The 20,539-nt window shown below is 65.7% G+C and carries 22 protein-coding genes; 15 read left to right on the top strand and 7 right to left on the bottom strand.

Going from position 1 to position 20,539, the window contains the following annotated elements:
• Positions 1-46: 46 nt before the first annotated feature.
• Together HNE_RS01685 and HNE_RS01690 are read left to right on the top strand one after the other, a co-directional pair.
• Positions 47-538: a GNAT family N-acetyltransferase gene (locus HNE_RS01685; RefSeq protein WP_011645366.1), complete on the top strand. Its 492-nt coding sequence runs from the start codon at positions 47-49 to the stop codon at positions 536-538.
• A gap of 120 nt (positions 539-658) precedes the next feature.
• On the top strand, positions 659-2,008 hold the full coding sequence (locus HNE_RS01690) for an MFS transporter (protein WP_011645367.1): 1,350 nt from the start codon (positions 659-661) through the stop codon (positions 2,006-2,008).
• Positions 2,009-2,032: 24 nt separating this feature from the next.
• Here HNE_RS01690 and HNE_RS01695 read toward each other — a convergent pair whose 3' ends face one another.
• The 5 genes from HNE_RS01695 to HNE_RS01715 are packed head-to-tail and all read right to left on the bottom strand — an operon-like array spanning position 2,033 to position 9,225.
• Positions 2,033-4,072 (bottom strand): hypothetical protein, encoded by a 2,040-nt coding sequence (locus HNE_RS01695; protein WP_011645368.1) that lies wholly within the window; start codon positions 4,070-4,072, stop codon positions 2,033-2,035.
• On the bottom strand, positions 4,069-6,945 hold the full coding sequence (locus HNE_RS01700; protein WP_011645369.1) for a DUF4159 domain-containing protein: 2,877 nt from the start codon (positions 6,943-6,945) through the stop codon (positions 4,069-4,071). The genes HNE_RS01695 and HNE_RS01700 overlap by 4 nt, the downstream gene beginning before the upstream one ends.
• The gene (locus tag HNE_RS01705; protein WP_011645370.1) at positions 6,942-7,808 is read right to left on the bottom strand and encodes a DUF58 domain-containing protein; all 867 of its coding nucleotides are present in this window, start codon (positions 7,806-7,808) and stop codon (positions 6,942-6,944) included. Before HNE_RS01705 ends, HNE_RS01700 begins: the two co-directional genes overlap by 4 nt.
• Positions 7,805-8,194 carry a hypothetical protein gene (locus tag HNE_RS01710; RefSeq protein ID WP_011645371.1) on the bottom strand — a complete coding sequence of 130 codons (390 nt, stop codon included), beginning with the start codon at positions 8,192-8,194 and terminating at the stop codon, positions 7,805-7,807. The genes HNE_RS01705 and HNE_RS01710 overlap by 4 nt, the downstream gene beginning before the upstream one ends.
• The gene (locus HNE_RS01715) at positions 8,191-9,225 is read right to left on the bottom strand and encodes an AAA family ATPase (protein WP_407637721.1); all 1,035 of its coding nucleotides are present in this window, start codon (positions 9,223-9,225) and stop codon (positions 8,191-8,193) included. Before HNE_RS01715 ends, HNE_RS01710 begins: the two co-directional genes overlap by 4 nt.
• A 39-nt stretch (positions 9,226-9,264) precedes the next feature.
• On the opposite strand from HNE_RS01715, the gene HNE_RS01720 reads away from it, so the two are divergent.
• The 6 genes from HNE_RS01720 to HNE_RS01745 all read left to right on the top strand — a co-directional run bounded on the left by HNE_RS01720 (position 9,265) and on the right by HNE_RS01745 (position 12,847).
• Positions 9,265-9,852, top strand: a complete 588-nt coding sequence (locus tag HNE_RS01720) for a DUF1285 domain-containing protein (RefSeq protein ID WP_011645373.1) — start codon at positions 9,265-9,267, stop codon at positions 9,850-9,852.
• A gap of 9 nt (positions 9,853-9,861) precedes the next feature.
• Complete coding sequence (locus HNE_RS01725) at positions 9,862-10,485, top strand: CoA pyrophosphatase (protein WP_011645374.1); 624 nt, start codon at positions 9,862-9,864, stop codon at positions 10,483-10,485.
• Positions 10,486-10,569: 84 nt separating this feature from the next.
• Positions 10,570-10,920, top strand: a complete 351-nt coding sequence (locus HNE_RS01730; RefSeq protein ID WP_011645375.1) for a DUF6111 family protein — start codon at positions 10,570-10,572, stop codon at positions 10,918-10,920.
• The gene (locus tag HNE_RS01735; RefSeq protein ID WP_035590785.1) at positions 10,907-12,112 is read left to right on the top strand and encodes a CCA tRNA nucleotidyltransferase; all 1,206 of its coding nucleotides are present in this window, start codon (positions 10,907-10,909) and stop codon (positions 12,110-12,112) included. The genes HNE_RS01730 and HNE_RS01735 overlap by 14 nt, the downstream gene beginning before the upstream one ends.
• Before the next feature lie 127 nt (positions 12,113-12,239).
• Complete coding sequence (locus HNE_RS01740; RefSeq protein ID WP_011645377.1) at positions 12,240-12,464, top strand: AbrB/MazE/SpoVT family DNA-binding domain-containing protein; 225 nt, start codon at positions 12,240-12,242, stop codon at positions 12,462-12,464.
• Complete coding sequence (locus HNE_RS01745) at positions 12,461-12,847, top strand: type II toxin-antitoxin system death-on-curing family toxin (protein WP_011645378.1); 387 nt, start codon at positions 12,461-12,463, stop codon at positions 12,845-12,847. The genes HNE_RS01740 and HNE_RS01745 overlap by 4 nt, the downstream gene beginning before the upstream one ends.
• A 4-nt stretch (positions 12,848-12,851) precedes the next feature.
• Here HNE_RS01745 and hemF read toward each other — a convergent pair whose 3' ends face one another.
• Positions 12,852-13,745, bottom strand: a complete 894-nt coding sequence (gene hemF, locus HNE_RS01750) for an oxygen-dependent coproporphyrinogen oxidase (RefSeq protein WP_011645379.1) — start codon at positions 13,743-13,745, stop codon at positions 12,852-12,854.
• Between the two features lie 201 nt (positions 13,746-13,946).
• On the opposite strand from hemF, the gene petA reads away from it, so the two are divergent.
• From petA to HNE_RS01785, 7 genes are all read left to right on the top strand, one after another.
• On the top strand, positions 13,947-14,510 hold the full coding sequence (petA, locus tag HNE_RS01755) for a ubiquinol-cytochrome c reductase iron-sulfur subunit (protein ID WP_011645380.1): 564 nt from the start codon (positions 13,947-13,949) through the stop codon (positions 14,508-14,510).
• Between the two features lie 15 nt (positions 14,511-14,525).
• The gene (locus tag HNE_RS01760; protein WP_011645381.1) at positions 14,526-15,986 is read left to right on the top strand and encodes a cytochrome b; all 1,461 of its coding nucleotides are present in this window, start codon (positions 14,526-14,528) and stop codon (positions 15,984-15,986) included.
• A 25-nt stretch (positions 15,987-16,011) separates the two neighbouring features.
• Positions 16,012-16,971: a cytochrome c1 gene (locus HNE_RS01765; RefSeq protein WP_011645382.1), complete on the top strand. Its 960-nt coding sequence runs from the start codon at positions 16,012-16,014 to the stop codon at positions 16,969-16,971.
• Positions 16,972-16,986: 15 nt separating this feature from the next.
• Positions 16,987-17,505, top strand: a complete 519-nt coding sequence (locus tag HNE_RS01770; protein ID WP_011645383.1) for a GNAT family N-acetyltransferase — start codon at positions 16,987-16,989, stop codon at positions 17,503-17,505.
• The gene (gene mtnP, locus HNE_RS01775) at positions 17,502-18,380 is read left to right on the top strand and encodes an S-methyl-5'-thioadenosine phosphorylase (protein ID WP_011645384.1); all 879 of its coding nucleotides are present in this window, start codon (positions 17,502-17,504) and stop codon (positions 18,378-18,380) included. The genes HNE_RS01770 and mtnP overlap by 4 nt, the downstream gene beginning before the upstream one ends.
• 71 nt (positions 18,381-18,451) lie before the next feature.
• The gene (locus HNE_RS18660) at positions 18,452-19,450 is read left to right on the top strand and encodes a hypothetical protein (protein WP_011645385.1); all 999 of its coding nucleotides are present in this window, start codon (positions 18,452-18,454) and stop codon (positions 19,448-19,450) included.
• On the top strand, positions 19,419-19,904 hold the full coding sequence (locus HNE_RS01785) for a YybH family protein (RefSeq protein WP_160162597.1): 486 nt from the start codon (positions 19,419-19,421) through the stop codon (positions 19,902-19,904). Before HNE_RS18660 ends, HNE_RS01785 begins: the two co-directional genes overlap by 32 nt.
• Positions 19,905-19,985: 81 nt before the next feature.
• Here HNE_RS01785 and HNE_RS01790 read toward each other — a convergent pair whose 3' ends face one another.
• The gene (locus HNE_RS01790) at positions 19,986-20,534 is read right to left on the bottom strand and encodes a fasciclin domain-containing protein (protein ID WP_011645387.1); all 549 of its coding nucleotides are present in this window, start codon (positions 20,532-20,534) and stop codon (positions 19,986-19,988) included.
• Positions 20,535-20,539: the final 5 nt, after the last annotated feature.

Here is a 20,539-nt window from a genome sequence, read left to right on the forward strand (position 1 = left end):
CACCCGCGCTTGCGGGGCGGCCAAATGCGCCCTACAGCGCCGCGCGATGATTGAAATTGTGCCGGAAAATCCAGAGCTGCATGCCGAAGCGATCGAAGCCCTCTTCGACGCCACCTTCGGCCCAGGCCACTTTGCCAAGACGGCAGAACGCCTGCGGGAGAACTCGCGGTCTCTGCCGGCGATCAACCGTGTCGCGCTCAATGACGGAAAAGTGATCGGCGTCTGCCGCGTCTGGCCGCTGGCCGTTGGCCCCTCCCGCAGCCCCGCATTGTTCTACGGTCCCGTCGCGGTCGACCCCGCTTATCGTGGCAATTTCCTCAGTCTTCAGATCACGCAGGCCGCGCTTGAGGCAGGCCGCGAAGCTGGCTGGCCCGCTGCGATTCTCATCGGCGCGCACAGCCTGTTCGGTAAGGTCGGCTTCACGGTCGCGCCCAAAGGCCGGCTGACTTTCCCCGGCCCGCAGGACGGCGCCCGCGTCATGGTGATGGACCTCGCCGGCGATGCCAGCCTGCTGGAAGGTCTCGTAACGGCAGCCTGATTTCCGGTTGCCCGCCCGCTAAGGCACTGACACTATTCTCCCAGCGCCCCTGACCCGCTCACATAAAACCCGCCCGGCTTATGAGGCGGGGAGAGCAGCTCACGCGCCTCGGGAGGAAGAATGGCCGACATCGTCACCGGCCAGGACGAGCCGGTACAGCCCAAGGCTGGCCTGCGCGAAGTTCTGGTATCGCTTCGCCAGCCAAAGGTCGCCATCGCGATGGTCTTCGGCATCGCCACCGGCATGCCGCCCGTCATGGTCGGGGTCACCCTCGGCTACTGGATGCGCGAAGAAGGCGTCGCCCTCACCGCCATCGGCTTCATGGGCTGGGTCGGCATCTTCATCGCCACCAAATTTCTCTGGGCCCCCTTTGTTGACTGGATCAGGCTGCCGATCATCGGCAAACGCCTCGGCCACCGCCGCTCCTGGATGCTCCTTGGACAGATTTTCGTCACGGTCGGCATTCTCGGCATGGCCTTCACCGGCCCTTCGGCGGGCCTGGCTGTCTTTGCCGGCTTTGCGATGCTCACCTCCTTTGCCGCCGCCACGCAGGATATTGCGGTCGATGCCTGGCGCATCGAAAGCGCATTGGATGAAGAACAGGATCTGATGGCCTCGGCCTATATCCTGGGCCTGCGCTCGGGCTATTTCTTCGGCAATGTGCCCATCCTGGCCGCGTCCGGCATTATCGGCTGGCAGGCGGCCTATGCCTTTGCTTCCCTCGGCGGCCTCGCCGGGCTGTCAGCTCTGTTGCTGGCGCGGGAGCCGCAAAAGCCGCGCGACTTTGCGCCTCTCACAGGGATAGGGTCTGTCGGCAGCGCGCTCATCCGCCCGCTGAAGGTCTTCTGGCAGGACCACGGCACCGGCCTCTTCATCTTCCTGCCGCTCGTCGCGCTGTTCTTCCTGCCCGACAGTCTAATCGTTCCCATGGTCGGTCCACTCTATATCGACCTTGGCTTCTCCACGGGAGAGATTGCCGGCATGCGCACCGTCATCGGCTTTCCCGCGACGCTGGGCGGCGTCGTCGCCGCCGGCCTCATCGGCATGCGCCTGGGCACGCTCACGGCCATGGCCATTGGCGTCACACTGGCGGGGCTTTCCAATCTCGGCTTCTGCATGCTCGCGCTCTCAGGTGGCTCAAAGCTCGTCTGGGCAGCCGTCACCGTGGTGGAAGGCTTCAGCGGCGGCCTCGCCATGGCGGCCATCGTCGCCTGGGCCAGCCGCCTCACAAACCCCATCGCAACCGCCGCGCAGTTTGCGTTACTCTCTTCGCTGATGTCATTTCTGGGCGGCTTCCTCGGCGGCTTCGCGGGGCTGGGTGTTGTCGCCCTGCAAGGTGTCACCGGATCGTCGATGGGCGGCTTTGCGGCCTACTTCTCCTTGAGCCCCTTCGCCATCATCCCGCCGCTTATCCTCATCTGGATGGTCCGCCAGCGGATGAAACGAATGGAAAACGCCGCCTTGCCCTGAGCCGGGAAGGGAAGGGCGCCCGCTTCAGCGTCCCTCGCGCCGCCAGGCCAGCAGCAGGAACAGCACCAGCAATCCCGCCGCCAGAATTCCCGGCAGCAAGCCCTGGCTGGTGGAGGAGCGCACCGCATAGGCCCCGCGCTCGCGCAGGCCCAGCCAGTTATTCCCCGCCGCATTGCTGCGCGGGCCAACCCGGCGCACATCGGGAATATCCGTGCCCGCCTCATTCAGCCGGAACACGCCCCCGCCCGTCGCCTCTGCCACAGGCGCAATCACGGCCGTGGTCGATTCCAGATTGGCATATTCCTTCGGGTTCTCCGGCCCGCTCAGCGCGATTGCCTCCAGCCCGCCAGAGCGCGCGCGATAAATGCCCAGCTCCTCGATGGGGGCCTCGGCGGTAAACGTTCCCGGCCCGGCGGGGCTCCAGTCCGGCGTCAGCAGATCGCCCTCCGGCGTCTGCACTTCCAGCGGCGGCGCCGCGTCCAGCAGCGTGCGCAGCTCGATCTTCGCCCGGCCCGCCTCGATGGTCAGCGCCAGGCGGCGCTCCTCCAGTTCGGGCTCTTTCATCATCCAGTGCACCACGCGCCGGATCAGTTCGGCAAATGGCCCGCCGCCATCATGCCCGCTCGCCCACAGCCAGATCTGGTCAGACATCAGCATGCCCACCCGGCCCTTGGACACGCGGTCCACGATCAGCAAAGGCCGCCCGTCCGGCCCGCTCATCAACACGTCGCCAGCAACGGCGTTGGCCTCCACATAGCGCATCCATCCGCCCCAGCTTTGCCCGTCCAGCGGCGCAGTCACGGCATGGCGTTTGCCCGGCCCGGTCAGCTCGGGCACGAACTCGCCGGTGCGGATCACGCCGGTCGGGGAGGCGGGCAACACAGATGCCAGCGGCGAGCGCGCAAGGCTCGCAGGCCCGGCAAACTGCTCGCCGGCCACAATCAGCAGCGCGCCGCCATCGGCCACATAGCGGGACATATTCGCCAGGTATCCCTGCGTGATAACGCCCTGGCGCTCATACTGGTCAAAGATGATGAGATCGAATTCGGTCAGCTTCTGCTCAAACAATTCCTCGGTCGGAAACTCGATCAGTGCCAGCTCATCAGGGCGCGCATAGTCCACCTTGAAAGGCGGGCGCAAAATAGTGAAGTGAACAAGGTCTACGGAAGGGTCGGATTTCAGAAGGTCGCGCCACACGCGCCCGGCCTGGTTGGGCTTGCCCGTCACCAGCAACACGCGCAGCCGGTCGCGCACACCGGCGATGGAGGTCGCCGCGCGGTTGTTGGCCAGCGTCAATTCTTCCGGCCCCGGCGGCGCTTCAATCACGATGATGTTCTCGCCGCGCCGCTCAATTTCGATGGGCACGGGCGTTTCCTTGCCCGCCTCCACGCGCACGCGCTCTGTCTCCCCGCCATTCAGCGAGATCTCCAGATCCATCGTGCCGCCGCGCGGGTCTTCGGCGCGCACCATCAGGGTTGCCGTCTCGCCCACAATGCCAAAGTTGGGCGCGTTGACGATCTCGATGCGCCGGTCGCCCAGATTCTCGTCGCCCGCCACAATCCCGTGCAGCGGCCCGATCAGCGACTCAATACGTTCCGGGTCGGGAAGATCATGCACCTGGCCATCGGTCACCATGATCGCTCCGGCAATCCGGTCGCGCGGCACATCCGCCATCAGGCCTTCCAGCGCGCCGTAAAGATAGGTGCCATCGTCGCCGGGGCTCGTCTCCAGCGTGCGCACTTCCAGCGTCGGGTCTTGCGCCAGCTTTGCTTTCAGCGCCTCATAGGCGGTCGCGGCGGCTTCGTCGCGCTCGCCAAACTGCATGCTCTCGGACTTGTCGAGGATCAGCGCCGCCACCGAGGGCAGGGGCTCGCGCTCCTCATGCACCAGCGTGGGATTGAGCAGCGCCGCGCTCACCACCAGCAGGCCCACGGCCCGCGTCAGCCAAGCCCGCCCGCGCAGGAAGAAATACGCCGTCCACGCCGCCAGCGTCAGCGCCGCCAACCCCCAGATCAGCGGCCAGCCGAGGAAAGGCTCAAGGCTCAGGCGCACCGCATCAATCATTGCGGCCCCCCATCGGGAATGCGCCCCGGCATCAGGGGTTCAGGCTCACCGGCATCGGGATCGCCCAGCCGCTCCAGCAGCGCCGGAATATGCACCTGGTCGTCCTTGTAGCTCCCGGTCAGCACATACATCACCAGATTGACGCCAAACCGCCGCGCGGTTTCGCGCTGCTGTGGACCTCCGTCTACGGAGTAAAGGTCGCGCCCGTCGGCGTCCACCGCCCAGGCCGAAATCCAGTCAGCGTCGCCAATGAACAGGCGCGAGACGCCGTCCCCCCGCGCTGTGCCCGGTTCCCCGGTCTGCTCGATCCAGAGCCGCCGCCCGGCAAAGCGTCCGGGGAAATCATCAATCAGGTAAAAGCTGCGCGACAGCACATGGTTTTCCGGCACGGGCTGAAGCTGCGGCGCGTCGAGCCCCGACAGCAGCGTCTCCAGCTTCGACACATCGGTCTGCGCCGCCGCGTCGCCGCCTGCGCGTGTATCAATCACCAGCGCCCCGCCCGCCCGCAGATAGGCGTTCAGCCGGCCAATCGCCGTCTCCGAAAGCGGCCCGGCATTTTCCGGCACCACGAAAAAGATCAGCGGGTAAAGTTCCAGCGCGTCGGTCTCAAGGTTCAGCGAATGGGGCTCAGCCGGCTCCACCGAGGTGCGCATGTTCAGAATATTGGAAAGCCCCTGAAGGCCCGCCCGCGCCCGCTCGTTCAGCGCCCGGTCGGCTGTCTCGATATAGCCAAAGCGCATCACCAGCGCCGCGTCGATTTGCTTCTGGCTCGCCTTGCCCTCGGGCAGGGGCACCACGCGGGTGGAGGGCGAAGGGATCGCGCGGTAGCTGCCATCGGGGCGCAGTTCATAGCCCTGTGCCTGGGCAGGCTCGCCCGGCATAAACGCAAAAGCGAGGATGAGCGCGCCCAGCGCACCTCCCGTTGTTTTGGCCGCTGTCTTGCCTGGCGCCTTGCTGCGTCGCCCCAGCCCGCGCAACCGTCCGGCCACGAACAAGGCGATGAAAAGGTCCAGCGCAAGCAGCCCCGCCGCCAGCGCCAGCATCGGCCCGGCGAGGCGCAGCGAGCGCGCCTCCGCGTCGCCCAGCAGGCGCGCAGACGCTGGCCATTGCGTCATCAGGCGCGGCTCGGCGCCCGCGCCAATGTTCAGCGCGCGGGAGCCTGATGGCCCCTGATACAGCCCCGGCGGGTGGGTTTCCGATGGCGCGATGTCTGCAAATTCTGCCGCCTTGATCGGCGCGGCGTTCTGGCTCGCCCGCTCCAGCCGGCCAAAGCCATCAAGGGAAAGCTGGGGCATGTATGTCCCGTCGCCATCTTCCACCGCTTCGCCGCGTCCCGCCGCAATCGCCCGGCGCAGCATCTGTTCGAATACGCCCGAATAGGCGAGGTCGCCCCAGTCCGGCCCGGCGGTGATGTGAAACAATACCAGCGTGCCATCGCCCCGGCTGTCGGCGCTCACCAGCGGAGAGCCATCGGTCAGCCGCGCCCAGGTTTTGCGCGCAAGGTCAGGCTCGGGCCGCGCCAGCACCTGCTGGCGTACACGCACATCCGGGGGTACCGGCAGGCCCGCAAAGGGCGAGTTTTCAGGGAAGGGGGCGAGCCCCTGCGGCTCCTCCCAGGCGAGCGCCCCGCCAATGGCGCGCGAAGACCTCCGCAGCATCACCGGCAACAGCTCATCGCCCTGCGCGGCCAGCCTTGGCCCGGCAAACCGGATCAGCGCCCCGCCATTCTCCACCCATTCTGTCAGCCGCTCGGTGTCGGCGGCCGGTATCTGTCCGACATCGGAAAGAATGATCGCGTCCGGGGCGGCTGCCACCAGCGTCTCGATGTCCCCGGTGGAGATCGACGCAAACGGCTCCAGCGCCTTGCGGATATAGTGCATGTCCGAAAGTAGGGGCTGGGCCTCGGCGCCCGCGTCCACAAGGCCCACGCGCCGCGTCCGCTCCGCCGAATCCCACAGCCACACCGTGCCCGCGCCCGGCCGTCCGGTCACATTGAACCGCGCAATCCGCGCCAGCGCGGCAGCCGGGATCGCAAACTGCGCCTCGGCTTCCCGCGCGCCGGCCTCAAACACCGCCTCGGCAGAGCCCAGCGCCGAGCCATCCTGCGTCAGCGCCGAAACAAAGGCGCGCGCCGTCCCGCCGGTATCCGCCCGCGCCAGCCGCACCGTCACCGCGTCGGTCTGCGCTGAAAGCCCGGTAATCACCGCTGGCCCCTCGGGCGGGGCGGCAAACACGGTCAGCGGCGCGCGCGCAGCAAGGGCCGCGGCAAAGGCCGCGCCGCCCTCGGTCTCCAGCCCGTCGCTGGCATAAAAGATACGCGCGGGCGCCAGCTTCGAGGCGTCCAGCCGCGCCAGCGCGTCCACCCGGTCCGTCGCCCAGGGCTGGGGATCAAGGCTGGAAAGCCGCCGCGCCATGTCCGCGCGCGACAATCGCTCGGCGGGGTCTGCGTTCAGCTGGCGCGGCGCGGTCAGCAGCAGATGCACCGCCCCGTCGCGGTCGCCCGCGTCCAGCGTCGCGCTCGCCGCATTGGTCAGCTCGCTCCAGCGCGGGGCAGAGGCCCAGCCATTGTCCATTACGATCAGCAGCGGCCCGCCGCCCGCCTCCGTCGTGCGCGCGCCCGGCGCCCAGACCGGCTGGGAAAGCCCCAGGATCGCGGCAATAACTGCCAGTGTACGGATCAGCCACACCCACCAGGGCGTACGCGCGGGCGTCTCTTCCACCGGCTCGGCGCCCTCCAGAAGGCGCAGCGAAGGTAGCTCCGCTTCCTTCGGCGCCGGCGGCGTCGCCCGCAGCACCCACCAGATCAGCGGCAACGCCAGCAGTGCAAACAGCGCCAGCGGCGCCCCCAGCAGGAAAGGCCCGATGGCTGTCACCGCGCCACCCCGAACCGTTCAATCTCCGCCTTCAGGCGCGCGGCGGCGGAAAGCGCCGGGCTCCCCGTCACATGCGTCACCAGCGCCCAGCCCATCCGCGCGGCAAGGCCCGAAAGCGCCTCGCGCTGCACTGTAAACCGGCGCATATATTCCTCGCGCATCGTCTCGGCCCGGCCCAGAATGCGTTCGTCGCCCGTGCCGGGGCGGGAGAGTTTCGTGCGTCCCTCAAACGGAAACGCAATCTCCACCGGCGCCGACACCGCCAGCAATATGCCTTCCGGGCAGCGCCCGGCGAGCGGCCCCAGCCGCGCTTGCCATTCAGCAGGCGGATCATAAAAGTCAGACGCTACCACCATCGTCGCGCTGGCGCGGGGCGGGGGCGGAAACTGCCCGCGCGTGCCGCGCAAAAGATCATCCAGCAGCCGGTCCACCGCCCGCTTGCCAAAGCTCGGATTGCGGCCAGAGCCCAGCGCGCCAATCCGCTCGCCGTCGCGCGACATCATGATCGCCATCGTCAGCATCAGGAGGGTCGCTTCCTCCGCCTTGGTGCGCAGATCGCCCGCGCCCTTCCAGCGAAAGCCCGGCGCGTCGTCTGCCCAGAACAGTACAGTGCGCGCCGTCTCCAGCTCGCTCTCGCGCACGAACAGCTCCGTGCCCTTGGCCGAGCGGCGCCAGTGAATACGCCCCGGCGCGTCTTCCTGCATGAAGCGGCGGTATTGCCAGAAGTTCTCGCCCGTCCCCGCGCGCCGCCGTCCCGCCGAGCCGATATGGGCTGCCTCAGAAGCTTCCGCCCTGAAGTTCAGCCCCGGCAATTGCCGGGCCAGGCTCTCGGCCTCTGCGCGAAGGTCGGCGGCAGGCGTCATTCAGTCAGCGGCGCCGCGCAAGCCTTGGCCGCTGAAATCCGCGCGTCTGCCTCTTCATCCGTGGTGTGATCGAATGTGTAGGCCTGCGTATCCTCAGCGAGGCCATAGTCCGCCGCCAGCGCGTCTCGCGCGGTCACGAGACCCGCCGCCTCCGCCTCATAGGCCCGCGTCTTGGCATTATAAGCGGCCATGGCTTCTGGCGAGGCAAAGCGGATCACCATCAGCTTCTCTTCCCGCGCGGCTGCGTGGCTGGAAGCATAAGCCGCGCTCTGCGCCATCACGCCGCCACACGCGGTAACGGCCGCGTCCGGGCTTGCCCCCGGCCAGCCCGCACAGGCGGACGCCAGAAGCGCAAAGGCGCCGGCTGCTACAAATCGAAGGCTCATGCCGATTTCCTCACAAGGTCATTGATCAGGTCACTGAGTTTCGGCGCGTCGCCCGTGGGGTCATACCGCATCGCCATCCGGTGCCCGAGGCACGGATCCGCCAGCGCCTCAATATCCTCCATCGACGGCGCCAGCCGCCCGCGCAGCAACGCCCGCGCGCGCGCCGCCAGCATCAGGGCCTGTCCCGCCCTTGGCGATGGCCCCCAATCCACCAGCCGTTTCACGCGTGCGTCCGAGGTCTGCTCGGGCCGCGCCTCGCGGATGAGGTTCAGGATCGTCGCCACGAGCTTCTCGCCCACGGGCATCTGGCGCACCAGCGCCTGGATCTTCAGCAGTTCGGCGGCGTTCAGCGCGGCTTTCACCGGCGCCTCGCCCCCGCGCGTCGTCTCGATCAGGATGCGCCGCTCGGTGTCGAGGTCGGGATAGGCCACGTCCACTTTCAAGAGGAACCGGTCCAGCTGGGCCTCGGGCAGGGGATAGGTGCCCTCCTGCTCGATCGGGTTCTGCGTCGCCAGAACATGGAACGGCGCGGGCAGATCATGGCGCACGCCCGTCACCGTCACATGCTTCTCCTGCATCGCCTGGAGCAGCGCAGACTGGGTGCGCGGCGAAGCCCGGTTGATCTCATCGGCCATCAGCAGCTGGGTGAACACCGGTCCCTTGAGAAACCGGAAACTCCGCTCTCCGGTCGGGCTTTCGTCCAGCACTTCAGAGCCGAGAATATCGGACGGCATCAGGTCAGGCGTAAACTGGATGCGCTGATTGGCGAGGCCCAGCGCCGTGCCCATCGCTTCGACCAGCCGCGTCTTGGCCAGGCCCGGCGCGCCGATCAGCAGCGCATGCCCGCCGGCCAGCACAGCGGCAAGCGACAGCTCCACCACCTTCTCCTGGCCAAACACGGCCTTGCCGATCTCGGCCTTCACCCGGGCGAGGGTTTCAGTGGCGGCTTCTGCGTCTGCTACGGGGTTTTCAGTGTTCACTGTGGTATCGGCCATGTGTTCAGGCGCCTCCGGCTTCACGTGTATGGCTATCAGCCCTATGTCTAAGGCGTCATTTTGGCGGAGAAAGATGTGACATCCAGTCCCGGCACAATTCTCAGCGTTGAGGAAACGCTTAAGGCCATCCTGCCGGAAGGCAAGTTTGGCGCTGAGTTACCGCCCGTTGAGAAATGGAATCCCGAAACCGTCAGGAATATCGGCATGGAAATCCGCGCCGATGGCAGCTGGTGGCATGAAGGCGGTGAAATCAAGCGGGACCGGCTGGTCAAACTCTTTGCCCGAATCCTGCGAAAAGATGCCGACGGGCAGACCTATCTTGTCACCCCTCATGAAAAAGTGATCGTCGCAGTCGAAGACGCGCCCTTCCTGGCGGGCCGTATGGATGTGCTGGGCACGCCCGGCCCGGATCAGGAAATCGGCTTTGTCACGACCGTGGGCGATGTCACCCTTGCCGGGCCAGACCGCCCCATCCGCGTGGAGACAGACGCCGAAACCGGCGAGCCCTCGCCCTATGTCCTGGTGCGCGGCCGGCTTGAAGCCAAACTCGCCCGGTCTGTCTTCTATGAACTGGTCGAACTGGCCGTTCCGGCGCCAAATGACAGCAATTTGCTCGGCGTGTGGAGCAAAGGGAGTTTCTTTCCGCTCGGACCTGTGGCTTGAGACCTGCCGATGGCCTGGCAAAACCTTGATGACTTTGTAGATCGCGTCACCGCGAAGCTCGACCCGCCCGCCGGGCAGGGGCGCCTCACCGAAATGGGCGACATGGATTTCCTCACGCCCGAGGAAGTCGCCATCATCCGCCCGGCCGCTGTTCTCTTCGGCGTTATCCCCCGCAAGGAAGGCCCCACCGCGCTGCTCACCCTGCGCCCCACCACAATGGCAGACCATGCCGGCCAGGTCGCGCTGCCCGGCGGCAAGGTGGACCCGATTGATCTGGATGAAGTCGCCGCTGCCCTGCGCGAAGCGCATGAAGAAGTCGGCGCGCATCCCGATGATGTCGATGTGCTGGGCAAGGCCTCGCCCTACATCACCGGCACGCGCTACCGCATCACGCCGGTCGTCGGCCTCCTTCCGGCAGACTTCATACCCATCCCGGAGCCCGGCGAAGTGGCCGCCATCTTCGAGACCCCGCTCGAGCTGTTGATGAACCCCAAAAGCTACACGACGGGCCAGGCCTTCTACAAAGGCGCCCACCGCGAATATTACGAAATGCCTTATAATGGCTTCCGCATCTGGGGCGTTACCGCCGGCATTATCCGCCGCCTCTACCAGACGCTCTACGAAAGCGATTGAGCCGCGCGGCGCCTTCAGGGTTTCTCAAACGCTTTCAGAGCCCTATGTAAGCTCTAGTGTTACAATGTGGGGAGAAGCACCGACATGGCCGGACGGCTGCTGTTTGAAGCCTTCGTGTTCTCGCTGCCGTTCCTCGTGTTCGGCATCTACCTGCTTGCGACCCGCTCGGCCGAAGACGCCGGCAAGCGCAGATGGCCGATCCAGATGTTGTTCATCATCGGCCTCGTCCTCGCAACGCTCGCCTGGTTCCTGCTGATCCTGCTGGAGCCGCGCGAACGCAACATGTGCGTCGAGCCGGCCCGCTACGAGAATGGCCAGCTGATCCCGGCGCGCAAATACCCCTGCGAGCGCCATCCTGAAGATGTCGGCATCCAGCGCGGCCTCACCAACCCGTCCGAGACCCCGGCTCAAACCCCCGCCGATGACCCGACCTGACCGCATAACGGCAGACTGGCTCACCGCGCCCGCTAGCCGGGCGGTCATGGCCGCGCTTGACGCGGCCCGCGCCGGCGCGTCCCGTTATGTCGGCGGATCGGTGCGCAACACCCTGCGCGGCCTGAAGGCTGAGGATGTCGACATCGCCACCCAGCTGCTCCCGCAGGAGACCGCCGCCGCGCTGGAAGCTGCCGGTATCCGCGTCATTCCCACAGGCATCGAGCACGGCACCGTCACCGCCTTCTACAAGGGCGTGCCCATCGAGATCACCACCCTGCGCCGGGATGTCGAAACCGATGGCCGCCGCGCCGTTGTCGCCTTCACCCAGGATTGGGCCGAAGACGCCGCCCGCCGCGACTTCCGCATGAACGCCATCTATGCCGGCGCGGAGGGGGAACTTTACGAAGTCATCCCCGGCTCCATCGACGACGCCATTGCTGGTCGCGTCATCTTCATCGGCGAGGGCGACCAGCGCCTGATCGAAGACTATCTGCGCATCCTGCGCTTCTACCGGTTCAACGCCTGGTATGGCGCGGGCATCGATGAAGACGGGCAGGGCGCCTGCGCCCGCCAGCGCGAAGGCCTCCGGAAGATTGCCGCGGAACGGATCTGGAAAGAGCTCAAACGCACGCTCGCCGCGCCCGATCCCGCGCCCGCCATGGCCGCGATGGAAGAGGCCGGCGTGCTCGAAATCCTCCTGCCGGGTGCCAGCGCCGCCCTGTTGCCCGGTCTGGCCGCGGTTGAAGCCGCCAATGGCCTGGCGCCTGATCCGATGCAGCGCCTCATGGCCCTTCTGCCCCGCCGTCAGCGCGACGTGACAGACGCGGCCAATGCCCTGCGCCTCTCCAATCAGGAAGCCGCCCGCCTGCAAGCCTGGGCCGACCCCGCGCTCGGCCATGTCCTCGCCCTCGGCCCGGCCCCCCGGCGCGAAGCCTGCTACCGCTTCACCCCCCAGGCCGTCCTCGACCGCGCCCTCATCGAAGCGGCCAGCGGCGGGGAGGGCAGCCTCACGCCGCTCTTGCAGGAGAAGGCCCACTGGATGCGCCCCGTCTTCCCCATCGGCGGACAGGACGCGCTCGCCGCCGGCCTCAAAGGCCCCGACATCGGCAAGCGGCTCTACACGCTGGAACAGGCCTGGATCGCGTCCGGCTTCCGCCTTTCACGGGAAGACCTGCTCTCGCGCCTGAAATGACGCCCGGCGTGTCCTGATTTGTCCTGACCTGTCCCGGCTTGTCCGTAAAATGACTGTCAGAGGTGCCCTTGGTTCCCAGACAGGCCGTCCCATGTTATAACAGATGTTATTCCCTCAGGAGGCCCCCATGACCAAGCTGAAAATCCGCAAGATCGGCAATTCCCTCGGTGTTGTGCTGCCCAAGGATGTCATTGATCAGCTCAAGGTGAAGGAAGGCGACACGCTCGACGTGCTGCCCACCGACGCCGGTGTCACCCTCTCGGTCTCCGACGAAGAGGTCGACAAGCTGATGCTGATGGCTGAGCGCATCATGGATGAAAACCGCGAGGTCCTGCGGGCCCTGGCAAAATGAGCGAGCCCGTCTGGCTGCCTCTGGAACTGCTCATCCGCCTGCACGACCGGCAGATCGAGCTGCATGGCGGGCTGCCCGGCACGCGCGATCCCGGGCTCCTCGAAAGCGCGGTCGCCCGGCCTCTGAACGCCTGGTCCTATGGCGAGACAGACCTCTTCACGCTCGCCTCGCTCTATGCGGGCGGCCTGATCAAGAACCATCCGTTCCTGGACGGCAACAAGCGTATCGGCTTCCTCGCCGCGCTCCTCTTTCTGGAGGCAAATGGCTGGAAAATGGCCGCCCCCATGGCAGAGCGCCTGGCCTTCACGCTTCAGCTTGCTGCAAGTGAAGTAAGTGAGGAGGGCTACGCCGCCTGGCTCCGCCGCTCCTGCGAAAAACTCTGATCTTTCAGGGCCATTTCACCACCGGCGGCATCGAAGAAAGAATGCTCTCGATGTTTCCGCCGGTCTTCAGGCCAAAGGTCGTGCCCCGGTCATAGAGCAGGTTATATTCCACATACCGCCCCCGCTGGATCAGCTGCGCCTCGCGCTCGGCCTCACTCCACGGCTCGATCATCCGGCGGCGTACAAGGCCCGGATATATATCGGCAAATTTCCGCCCCACTTCCTGAGTGAAGGCAAAATCGGCCTCCCAGTCGCCGGTATTGAACCGGTCATAGAAGATGCCGCCCGTGCCCCGCGGCTCGCTGCGATGGGGCAGGTGGAAATAGGTCTCGCAATGCTCTTTCATGTGCGCGTAATCGGCGCCGGGATGGGTATCGCAGGCCGCCTTCATCGCGGCGTGAAAATCCACCGTATCCACAAAGTCCTGATCGCGCTGATAGGCGAGCAGGGGGGTGAGGTCGCCGCCCCCGCCAAACCAGGCTTCACTGGTCACCAGCATGCGCGTGTTCATGTGCGCGGCGGGCACGCGCGGGTTCAAAGGATGCGCAATCAAGGAGATGCCACTGGCCCAGAACCGTCCGCCGGACTTGTCCGCGCCGGGTATCTGCGCCGCAAACGCTTCGGAAAACGTGCCGTGCACCTCTGAGAAGTGGACGCCCACCTTCTCGAACACCTTGCCGCGCATCAGGCCCATCCGGCCCCCGCCCAGGTCTTCGCTGCCATCGCCCCGGCGCCACGCCTTCAGATCGAATCGCCCGGCCTCGCCGCGATAGAGCGGTGGCACAGCCGCGTCTTCGATCGCCTCGAAGCGGCCAATGATCTCTTCCTGAAGGGCGCGGAACCAGGCGCTCGCCTGCGCCTTGCGGCCGGTAAAGCCGGCAGTCTCTGTATCGGTCATCATGCCCGACTGTTGCCTGTGGGCATTTGCCTCGCAAGTCCCCTGTTGTCACAGGGGCGGTTGCGCGGTAACGCCCTCATCCAACTGGGGGCTGGACGCGCAAGATTCTGCCGCGCCCCGCGCCCACTTGCCGCAATGTGCGGCCCGCGCAGCTTTAGTAAAGACAGCGGCTAACGCCACGCACCAGGGACGGATAGACACGTGACGACAGAGACCCACGCCGAGGCGGTCGATGAAGACCGCCGCAACTTTATTCACATCGCCACAGGCTCCGTCGCGCTCGGCGGCGCCGCCATGTTCGCCTGGACACTGGTAGACCAGTGGAATCCGGCCGCGGATACCCGCGCGGCATCGGCGCTGGACGTCGATGTTTCCAAGGTTCCGCTTGGCGGCGAGATCCGCATCCTGATCGGCGGCAAGCCGTTCTTCGTGCGCCACCGCACCCCGTCCGAAATCTCGGCGGCCGAATCGGTGAACGTTTCGATCCTGCCAGATCCTGAAACCGACGAAGCCCGTCTTCGCCCGAAAGCCGATGGCTCGCTGAACAAGGCGATTCTCGTCACCTCCGGTTCCTGCACCCACCTTGGCTGCGTCCCGGTCGGCCCGTCTCAGGGCAATACGGGTGATTATGGCGGCTGGTACTGCCCCTGCCACGGGTCGCACTACGACACGTCGGGCCGTATCCGCAAAGGTCCCGCCCCGTCGAACCTTCCCGTCCCCAACTATCGCTGGGTCTCTGACTCGGTCGTCAACATCTCCCTCTGAGAAGGACACCTTTAGATGAGCGGACATGACTCCAAATACACGCCCAACTCTGCCTTTGAGCGCTGGCTAGACACCCGCCTGCCGATCATTCGCTTTGCGAATGATACGATGATCACATTCCCGACGCCGAAAAACCTGAACTACTGGTACATTTTCGGCGGCGTTCTGGCCGTCTGTCTGGCCATCCAGATCATCACCGGCGTTATCCTGGCCATGCACTATGAAGCCAGCGTCGATGGCGCCTTTGCTTCGGTCGAGCGCATCATGCGCGACGTGCCCTATGGCTGGCTGCTGCGCTACGTCCACGCCAACGGCGCCTCGATGTTCTTCCTCGCCGTTTACCTCCACATGTTCCGCGGTCTCTATTACGGCTCCTACAAGGCGCCCCGCGAAGTGCTGTGGATCATCGGCTGCGTGATCTACCTCCTGATGATGGCCACGGCCTTCCTCGGCTACATGCTGCCCTGGGGCCAGATGTCCTATCACGGCTCGAACGTGATCACCGGCCTCTTTGGCGCCATTCCGCTGGTCGGCGAAAGCATCCAGACCTGGCTGATGGGTGGCCCTTCGATCGGTAACCAGACGCTCCAGCGCTTCTTCTCGCTGCACTATCTGTTGCCCTTCATGATCGCCGGCGCTGTCATCCTGCACATCTGGGCGCTGCACGTTCCGGGCAACACCAACCCGACCGGTGTTGAAGTGAAAGACATCGAGAAAGACACCGTGCCCTTCCACCCGTACTACACGGTGAAGGATGCCTTCGGCATCGTGCTCTTCCTGATCATGTTTGCCGTCTTCGTCTTCTATGCGCCCAACGTTCTGGGCCATGCCGACAACTACATCGAGGCGAACGCCCTGGTGACCCCGGCCCACATCGTGCCTGAATGGTATCTGCTGCCGTTCTACGCGATCCTGCGCGCCATCACCTTCGACCTTGGCCCCATCGATGCCAAACTCCTCGGCGTCATCTTCATGTTCGCCGCCATTGCAGTGCTCTTCCTGCTGCCCTGGCTCGACACGTCGAAGGTCAAGTCGATGCGCTACCGTCCGGTGGCCCGTCAGTTCTTCTTCGGCTTCCTGGTCGTCTGCTTCCTGCTTGGCTGGTGCGGCGCGGCCAATCCGGACGACGCGGTCATCCCGGCGCTGCAGGGCGATCCGAGCCTGGTGGTGAGCTACACGGTGGAGGGCGCCCCGGCGACCACCACCTACAAAGGCGGCGATGAAGCGTTTGAAGAAGCCCGCGCCTTCATGGCCAGCCTGCCGGCCGGTACCAACCCCAGCCTCTCGGCTGTTCCGGCGCCGACCTTCGCCTTCCGCCACCTGTCGCTGATTCTGACCTTCCTGTACTTCGGCTACTTCGTGGCCCTGTTCTTCATCGGCCTGACCGAGAAGCCGAAGGCACTGCCGGAATCGATCCATAAATCCGTGCTGAAGCGTAAGCCCAAGGAAACGGGCAATGCAGTGCCGGCTGAGTAAGATGCAAGCTGGGGAAAGAAAGAACATGAAAACCTTCCGCATCCTCGCTGCTGGCCTGATGGGCCTGGCCTTTGCAGGCCTCGCCCATGCTGCAGGCGGCTCGAAGCACCCGCACGGCCCCGAAGAAGGCTGGCCGTTTGAAGGCGTCACCGGTCAGTTTGACAAGGCGTCGGTCCAGCGTGGCTATCAGGTCTACAAGCAGGTCTGTTCCAGCTGCCACGGCATGAAGCTGATGAGCTACCGCAACCTCGGTGAGCCCGGCGGCCCGTTCTATGATCCGGCCTATCCCAACCCGAACGACAACCCGTTCGTGAAGGCATTGGCGGCCGAGAACGAAGTCATGAACGCCACGCCCAACGACACGGGCGAGTATGACTATCGCCCCGCCATGCCGGCGGACCGTTTCCGCGCGCCGTTCCCGAACGACGCGGCGGCCCGCGCGGCCAATGGCGGCGCCCTGCCGCCCGATCTCTCGGTGATGGTCAAGGCCCGCCACTATGGCGCGGACTATATCTTCGACCTGATGACCGGTTATCCCGACCCCACGCTGTTTGAAGACCGTGAAGTCCAGGAGAATGGCGAGACGCTTTACCAGAAAGTGCTCGACGTTTCGAAGTTCGAGAAGCTCGGCGACTACCGCCCCGAGCACACCTCCTACCTCGTCCAGCCGGCTGGCCAGTACTACAACCCCTATATGGCGGGCGACACCACGCCCAACTATGAGGGCGACCCGCGCCATGCTCCGCCCGGCGGCTTCCTCGCCATGGCCCCGCAACTGACGGACGGCCGCGTCGAGTATACCGACGGCACCGAGGCAACGGCTGAGCAGATGGCCTATGACGTGGCCCAGTTCCTGGCCTGGGCGTCCGAGCCCAAGCTGGAAGCGCGCAAGCGCACGGGCCTGGCCACCATGGCCTTCCTGCTGATCCTCACAACGCTGCTCTGGTTCTCCTACAAGCAGATCTGGCGCAAGGTTGAGCACTAGTCTCAGCCCCGCAGCATGAAACCTTCGATAGCCATCCGCAGGGCCACCCCTTCGGATGGCTTTCTCGTTGAGGGGCTGACGCGCCGCATCTGGACCGGCCGGGTCAGCGCCGAGTCCACCGTCTTCCGCGAAACGCCCGAAACCGTTGCGGCCCAGATCACGAAGGGCGGCGGCGTCATTCTGGAAATCGATGGCGCGCCTGCCGGCTCCGGCCGCTGGGTCGCCGTGCCCGGCCCGGCGGGGCAGGGGCGCTGGATGGAGGTCAAACGCATCGGCGTTCTCCCCGCCTTCACCGGCCGCGGCCATGGCGCGCTGATCCTGGACGCACTCGAACAGATGGGCCGGGAACAGGCCATGGCAGGCGCCCAGCTCGCCATCCGCGCCGACCAGCCCCGCCTGATCGACTTCTATGCCCGCCTTGGCTACGTCCTTGCCGAAGATGTCGAGCTGACAACCCATAACCCCCTCTCGCCCCCGCCCACCGGCATGCGAAAGTGGTTTATAGAACACCCAACACCAAAGGAGCGCGCATGAGCGGCTGGAAACTCGGGATCATCGGCGGCTCCGGCCTCTACGCGCTGGACGGTCTGGAAGACCGGCGCGAGCATACCGTTGAAACCCCTTGGGGGCCCCCGTCTGATGCCCTCGTCTCCGGCCGCATCGGCGAGGTCGAGCTTGTCTTCCTCCCCCGTCACGGCAAGGGCCACCGCCTCACGCCCACCGACGTGCCCTACCGCGCCAATATCGCCGCCCTGAAAATGGCCGGCGTCACCGATGTCCTCTCCATCTCCGCCTGCGGCTCGCTGCAGGAGCAGTATGCCCCCGGCGAGGTCGTCGCCGCTGACCAGTTCATCGACCGGACCGTCAGCCGCGAGAAAACCTTCTTCGGCGCCGGGCTCGTCGGCCATGTCTCGATGGCTGAGCCCGTCTGCGCCCGGCTCTCGGCCCTCGCGGCCAATGCGATGGAAGCGGTCGGCGGCAAGGTCCACCGCGGCGGAACCTATCTCGCGATGGAAGGCCCGCAATTCTCGTCGCTCGCCGAAAGCCGCCTCTACCGCCAATGGGGCTGCGATGTGATCGGCATGACCAACATGCCCGAAGCCAAGCTCGCCCGCGAGGCAGAGCTGCCCTACGCCACCCTCGCCATGGTCACCGATTATGACTGCTGGCGCGCCGACACGGACGCGGTCACGGTCACCAATGTGCTCGAAATCATGGCGCAGAACACCGCGCTTGCCCGCCGCGCCATCCTCCAGCTCGCCCACAGCCTGAACGGTACGCCGCGTACACTCTCGCCGCAGGGCATTGAAACCTGTCTGGATTTTGCCCTGATTACGGCGCCAGACCTACGCGATCCTGTCATGATTGATAAGCTGCGGGCGATTGCAGGGCGCGCGCTCGGCGTTTAGAAGTCGGTAACGTCTGGCGTTTGCCCGGCGCGGGCGGGCACGTTTCGGGTCCAGCCTGAGGGGGACTCAGAATGAGCGAAGCACAGTTTCATACCTTCCTGACCGGCGGCCTGGCCCTGCTGATCGCGCTGATGACGGTGGTCGCGTGGAATCTCTGGCGCATGCGCCAGGAGGCAACCGCCGGCGCGGCGTCGGCTCTGGAAGGCGTCGCACATGAGCTGCGGGTAAACCTGCAACGGATGATCAGCGAACTCTCCCAGGTTGCCCACCATCCCGGCATCGGCCCGGATGTCATCCTGCCGGTCCGCAGCCCCCAGCTCGACGGGGTCAACCGCTCCCTGATCAACACAAATCGCAACGGCATCGCCGTTCTGGGCAACACCTATCAGGAAATCGAAGCCCGCAAGCTCGGCCTGCGCGCGGTTCTGGCTCAGGGCAGGGCGCCGGAAACCGAGCTCGACGACGCGATGGACGCCGCCATCAACGGCATCGCCGCCCTCTATATCTGGGAAGTCCACAAGGGCGCGCTGCCTGCCGAGATCGGCCGGGTGCGCAGCTGGTCGGTGCGCGACTGGATGAAGGAAAAGAATTTCCGCGCCGAGGCCTTCCCCGGCCTGCATCTGCGCGATGAAGTGGTCGAGCGCCTGCGCCTTTACGGCCTGGAGCTGACCCCCCGTCCGCTGACCCATACGGCGTGGGAGTATTACTCCATGCAGTATGATCGCCACGCCGATGAGCAGGGGCCCCTGGGCCGCCGCCGCGTGAAGAAGGAAAAGCCCGAAGGCAAGGGCGGCTTCTTCGGTTTCGGCCGCAAGAAGGACGAAGAGGCCGAGGCCGGCGAAGAGGCTCAGCTGACGGACGCTGACGATTACGCGCAATACGAGGAAGACAACCGCTTCCCCGATGAGGCCGAGGCCTACGCGCCCGAAGTCGCCCCGGCAGACCCCGAGCCCGAAGAAGTCTATGACACAGAGGCCGGCGCGGACGAAGACTTTGATGAGACCGCCGATGAAGCCCTGGATGAGGAAGACGGCCCCCATGATGAAACAGACCCTCCGCGTACCAACTAGGTTGGCCGCTGCCGTCACCGGCGCCGCCTTTCTGTTCCTCGCCGCCTGCGCCACGTCCGGCGTCAGCCCGGCGGCCGAGACGGCCGAGGAAGCCGCCATCCTCAGCCTGCTCGAAGCCCAGGATGTCGCCTGGAATGACGGCGACATCGAAGGCTTCATGGCGGGCTACTGGAAGTCACCGGATCTGCGCTTTGCCTCGGGCGGCAACATCACCCGCGGCTGGGACCAGACGCTGGCGCGCTACAAGGCCCGCTACGGCACCGGCGCCGAAATGGGCACTCTGACGACCTCCGATCACGAGATCGACATCCTCTCGGCCGACGCCGCCATCGCCCATGGCAAATGGCAGCTCGACTGGCAGGGCAAACAGCCCTGGGGCCTCTACACTCTTATCCTGCGCAAGGTTGAGGGCGACTGGCTGATTGTGTCTGACACCACCACCGCCGCCGAATAACCCCCGTCACGCAAAGCGAAAGCCCCGCCTGGGTTTGACGCCAGACGGGGCCCACACACGGGGTACTCTCCAATATGCCCCTCACGGGGCCGGCAGGAGAACGGTATCGATGGCGTGGATCACGCCATTCGAAGCTTCAATATCGGGCAGGGTCACGGCGGCATTGTTGACGCGCACGCCCGAAATCGGGTCAGACGCATCAATCGCCAGCGGCCCGTTCAGCGTCTCCGCCGTCAGCTGCTGGCCGTCCAGATCCGCTGTCGTCAGCTTGGCGCCGGAAACCACATGCATCTTTACCAACGCCGCCAACTGGCTGCGATTGTCTGGCTGCATCAGGCGCTCCAGCGTGCCGGCGGGCATTTTTGCAAAGGCGGCATCGGTCGGCGCAAACACCGTGTACGGACCAGGGCCTTTCAGCTCATCGGCCAGCCCGGCCGCTTCGGCGGCAGACAGCAATGTGTTGAACGCGCCGGTATTGGCCGCGGCTTCGACCACATCGGTTTGGCCTTCGCCCTCTGCGCCGGTCCAGTACTGGGCAGGGTGGATCAGGTTTTGTGGGACAGGCCCGCCCGCCAGCGCAGGACCCGCCAGCAGCAGCGCGGCAAGGGCCGCAGGGATCAGCGTTTTCATGGCGT

This window comes from Hyphomonas neptunium ATCC 15444 (assembly GCF_000013025.1).
Taxonomy (GTDB): domain Bacteria; phylum Pseudomonadota; class Alphaproteobacteria; order Caulobacterales; family Hyphomonadaceae; genus Hyphomonas; species Hyphomonas neptunia.

Bases quoted from the DNA above. Each gene is read 5' to 3' on its own strand.
- HNE_RS01765 (WP_011645382.1), top strand. From the start codon at position 16,012: ATGAAAACCTTCCGCATCCTCGCTGCTGGCCTGATGGGCCTGGCCTTT.
- HNE_RS01690 (WP_011645367.1), top strand. From the start codon at position 659: ATGGCCGACATCGTCACCGGCCAGGACGAGCCGGTACAGCCCAAGGCT.
- HNE_RS01745 (WP_011645378.1), top strand. From the start codon at position 12,461: ATGAGCGAGCCCGTCTGGCTGCCTCTGGAACTGCTCATCCGCCTGCAC.
- HNE_RS01790 (WP_011645387.1), bottom strand. From the start codon at position 20,534: ATGAAAACGCTGATCCCTGCGGCCCTTGCCGCGCTGCTGCTGGCGGGT.
- HNE_RS01725 (WP_011645374.1), top strand. From the start codon at position 9,862: ATGGCCTGGCAAAACCTTGATGACTTTGTAGATCGCGTCACCGCGAAG.
- HNE_RS01695 (WP_011645368.1), bottom strand. From the start codon at position 4,072: ATGATTGATGCGGTGCGCCTGAGCCTTGAGCCTTTCCTCGGCTGGCCG.
- HNE_RS01685 (WP_011645366.1), top strand. From the start codon at position 47: ATGATTGAAATTGTGCCGGAAAATCCAGAGCTGCATGCCGAAGCGATC.
- HNE_RS01730 (WP_011645375.1), top strand. From the start codon at position 10,570: ATGGCCGGACGGCTGCTGTTTGAAGCCTTCGTGTTCTCGCTGCCGTTC.
- HNE_RS01770 (WP_011645383.1), top strand. From the start codon at position 16,987: ATGAAACCTTCGATAGCCATCCGCAGGGCCACCCCTTCGGATGGCTTT.
- HNE_RS01740 (WP_011645377.1), top strand. From the start codon at position 12,240: ATGACCAAGCTGAAAATCCGCAAGATCGGCAATTCCCTCGGTGTTGTG.
- HNE_RS01710 (WP_011645371.1), bottom strand. From the start codon at position 8,194: ATGAGCCTTCGATTTGTAGCAGCCGGCGCCTTTGCGCTTCTGGCGTCC.
- HNE_RS01760 (WP_011645381.1), top strand. From the start codon at position 14,526: ATGAGCGGACATGACTCCAAATACACGCCCAACTCTGCCTTTGAGCGC.
- HNE_RS01705 (WP_011645370.1), bottom strand. From the start codon at position 7,808: ATGACGCCTGCCGCCGACCTTCGCGCAGAGGCCGAGAGCCTGGCCCGG.
- mtnP (WP_011645384.1), top strand. From the start codon at position 17,502: ATGAGCGGCTGGAAACTCGGGATCATCGGCGGCTCCGGCCTCTACGCG.
- hemF (WP_011645379.1), bottom strand. From the start codon at position 13,745: ATGACCGATACAGAGACTGCCGGCTTTACCGGCCGCAAGGCGCAGGCG.
- HNE_RS01735 (WP_035590785.1), top strand. From the start codon at position 10,907: ATGACCCGACCTGACCGCATAACGGCAGACTGGCTCACCGCGCCCGCT.
- HNE_RS01785 (WP_160162597.1), top strand. From the start codon at position 19,419: ATGATGAAACAGACCCTCCGCGTACCAACTAGGTTGGCCGCTGCCGTC.
- HNE_RS18660 (WP_011645385.1), top strand. From the start codon at position 18,452: ATGAGCGAAGCACAGTTTCATACCTTCCTGACCGGCGGCCTGGCCCTG.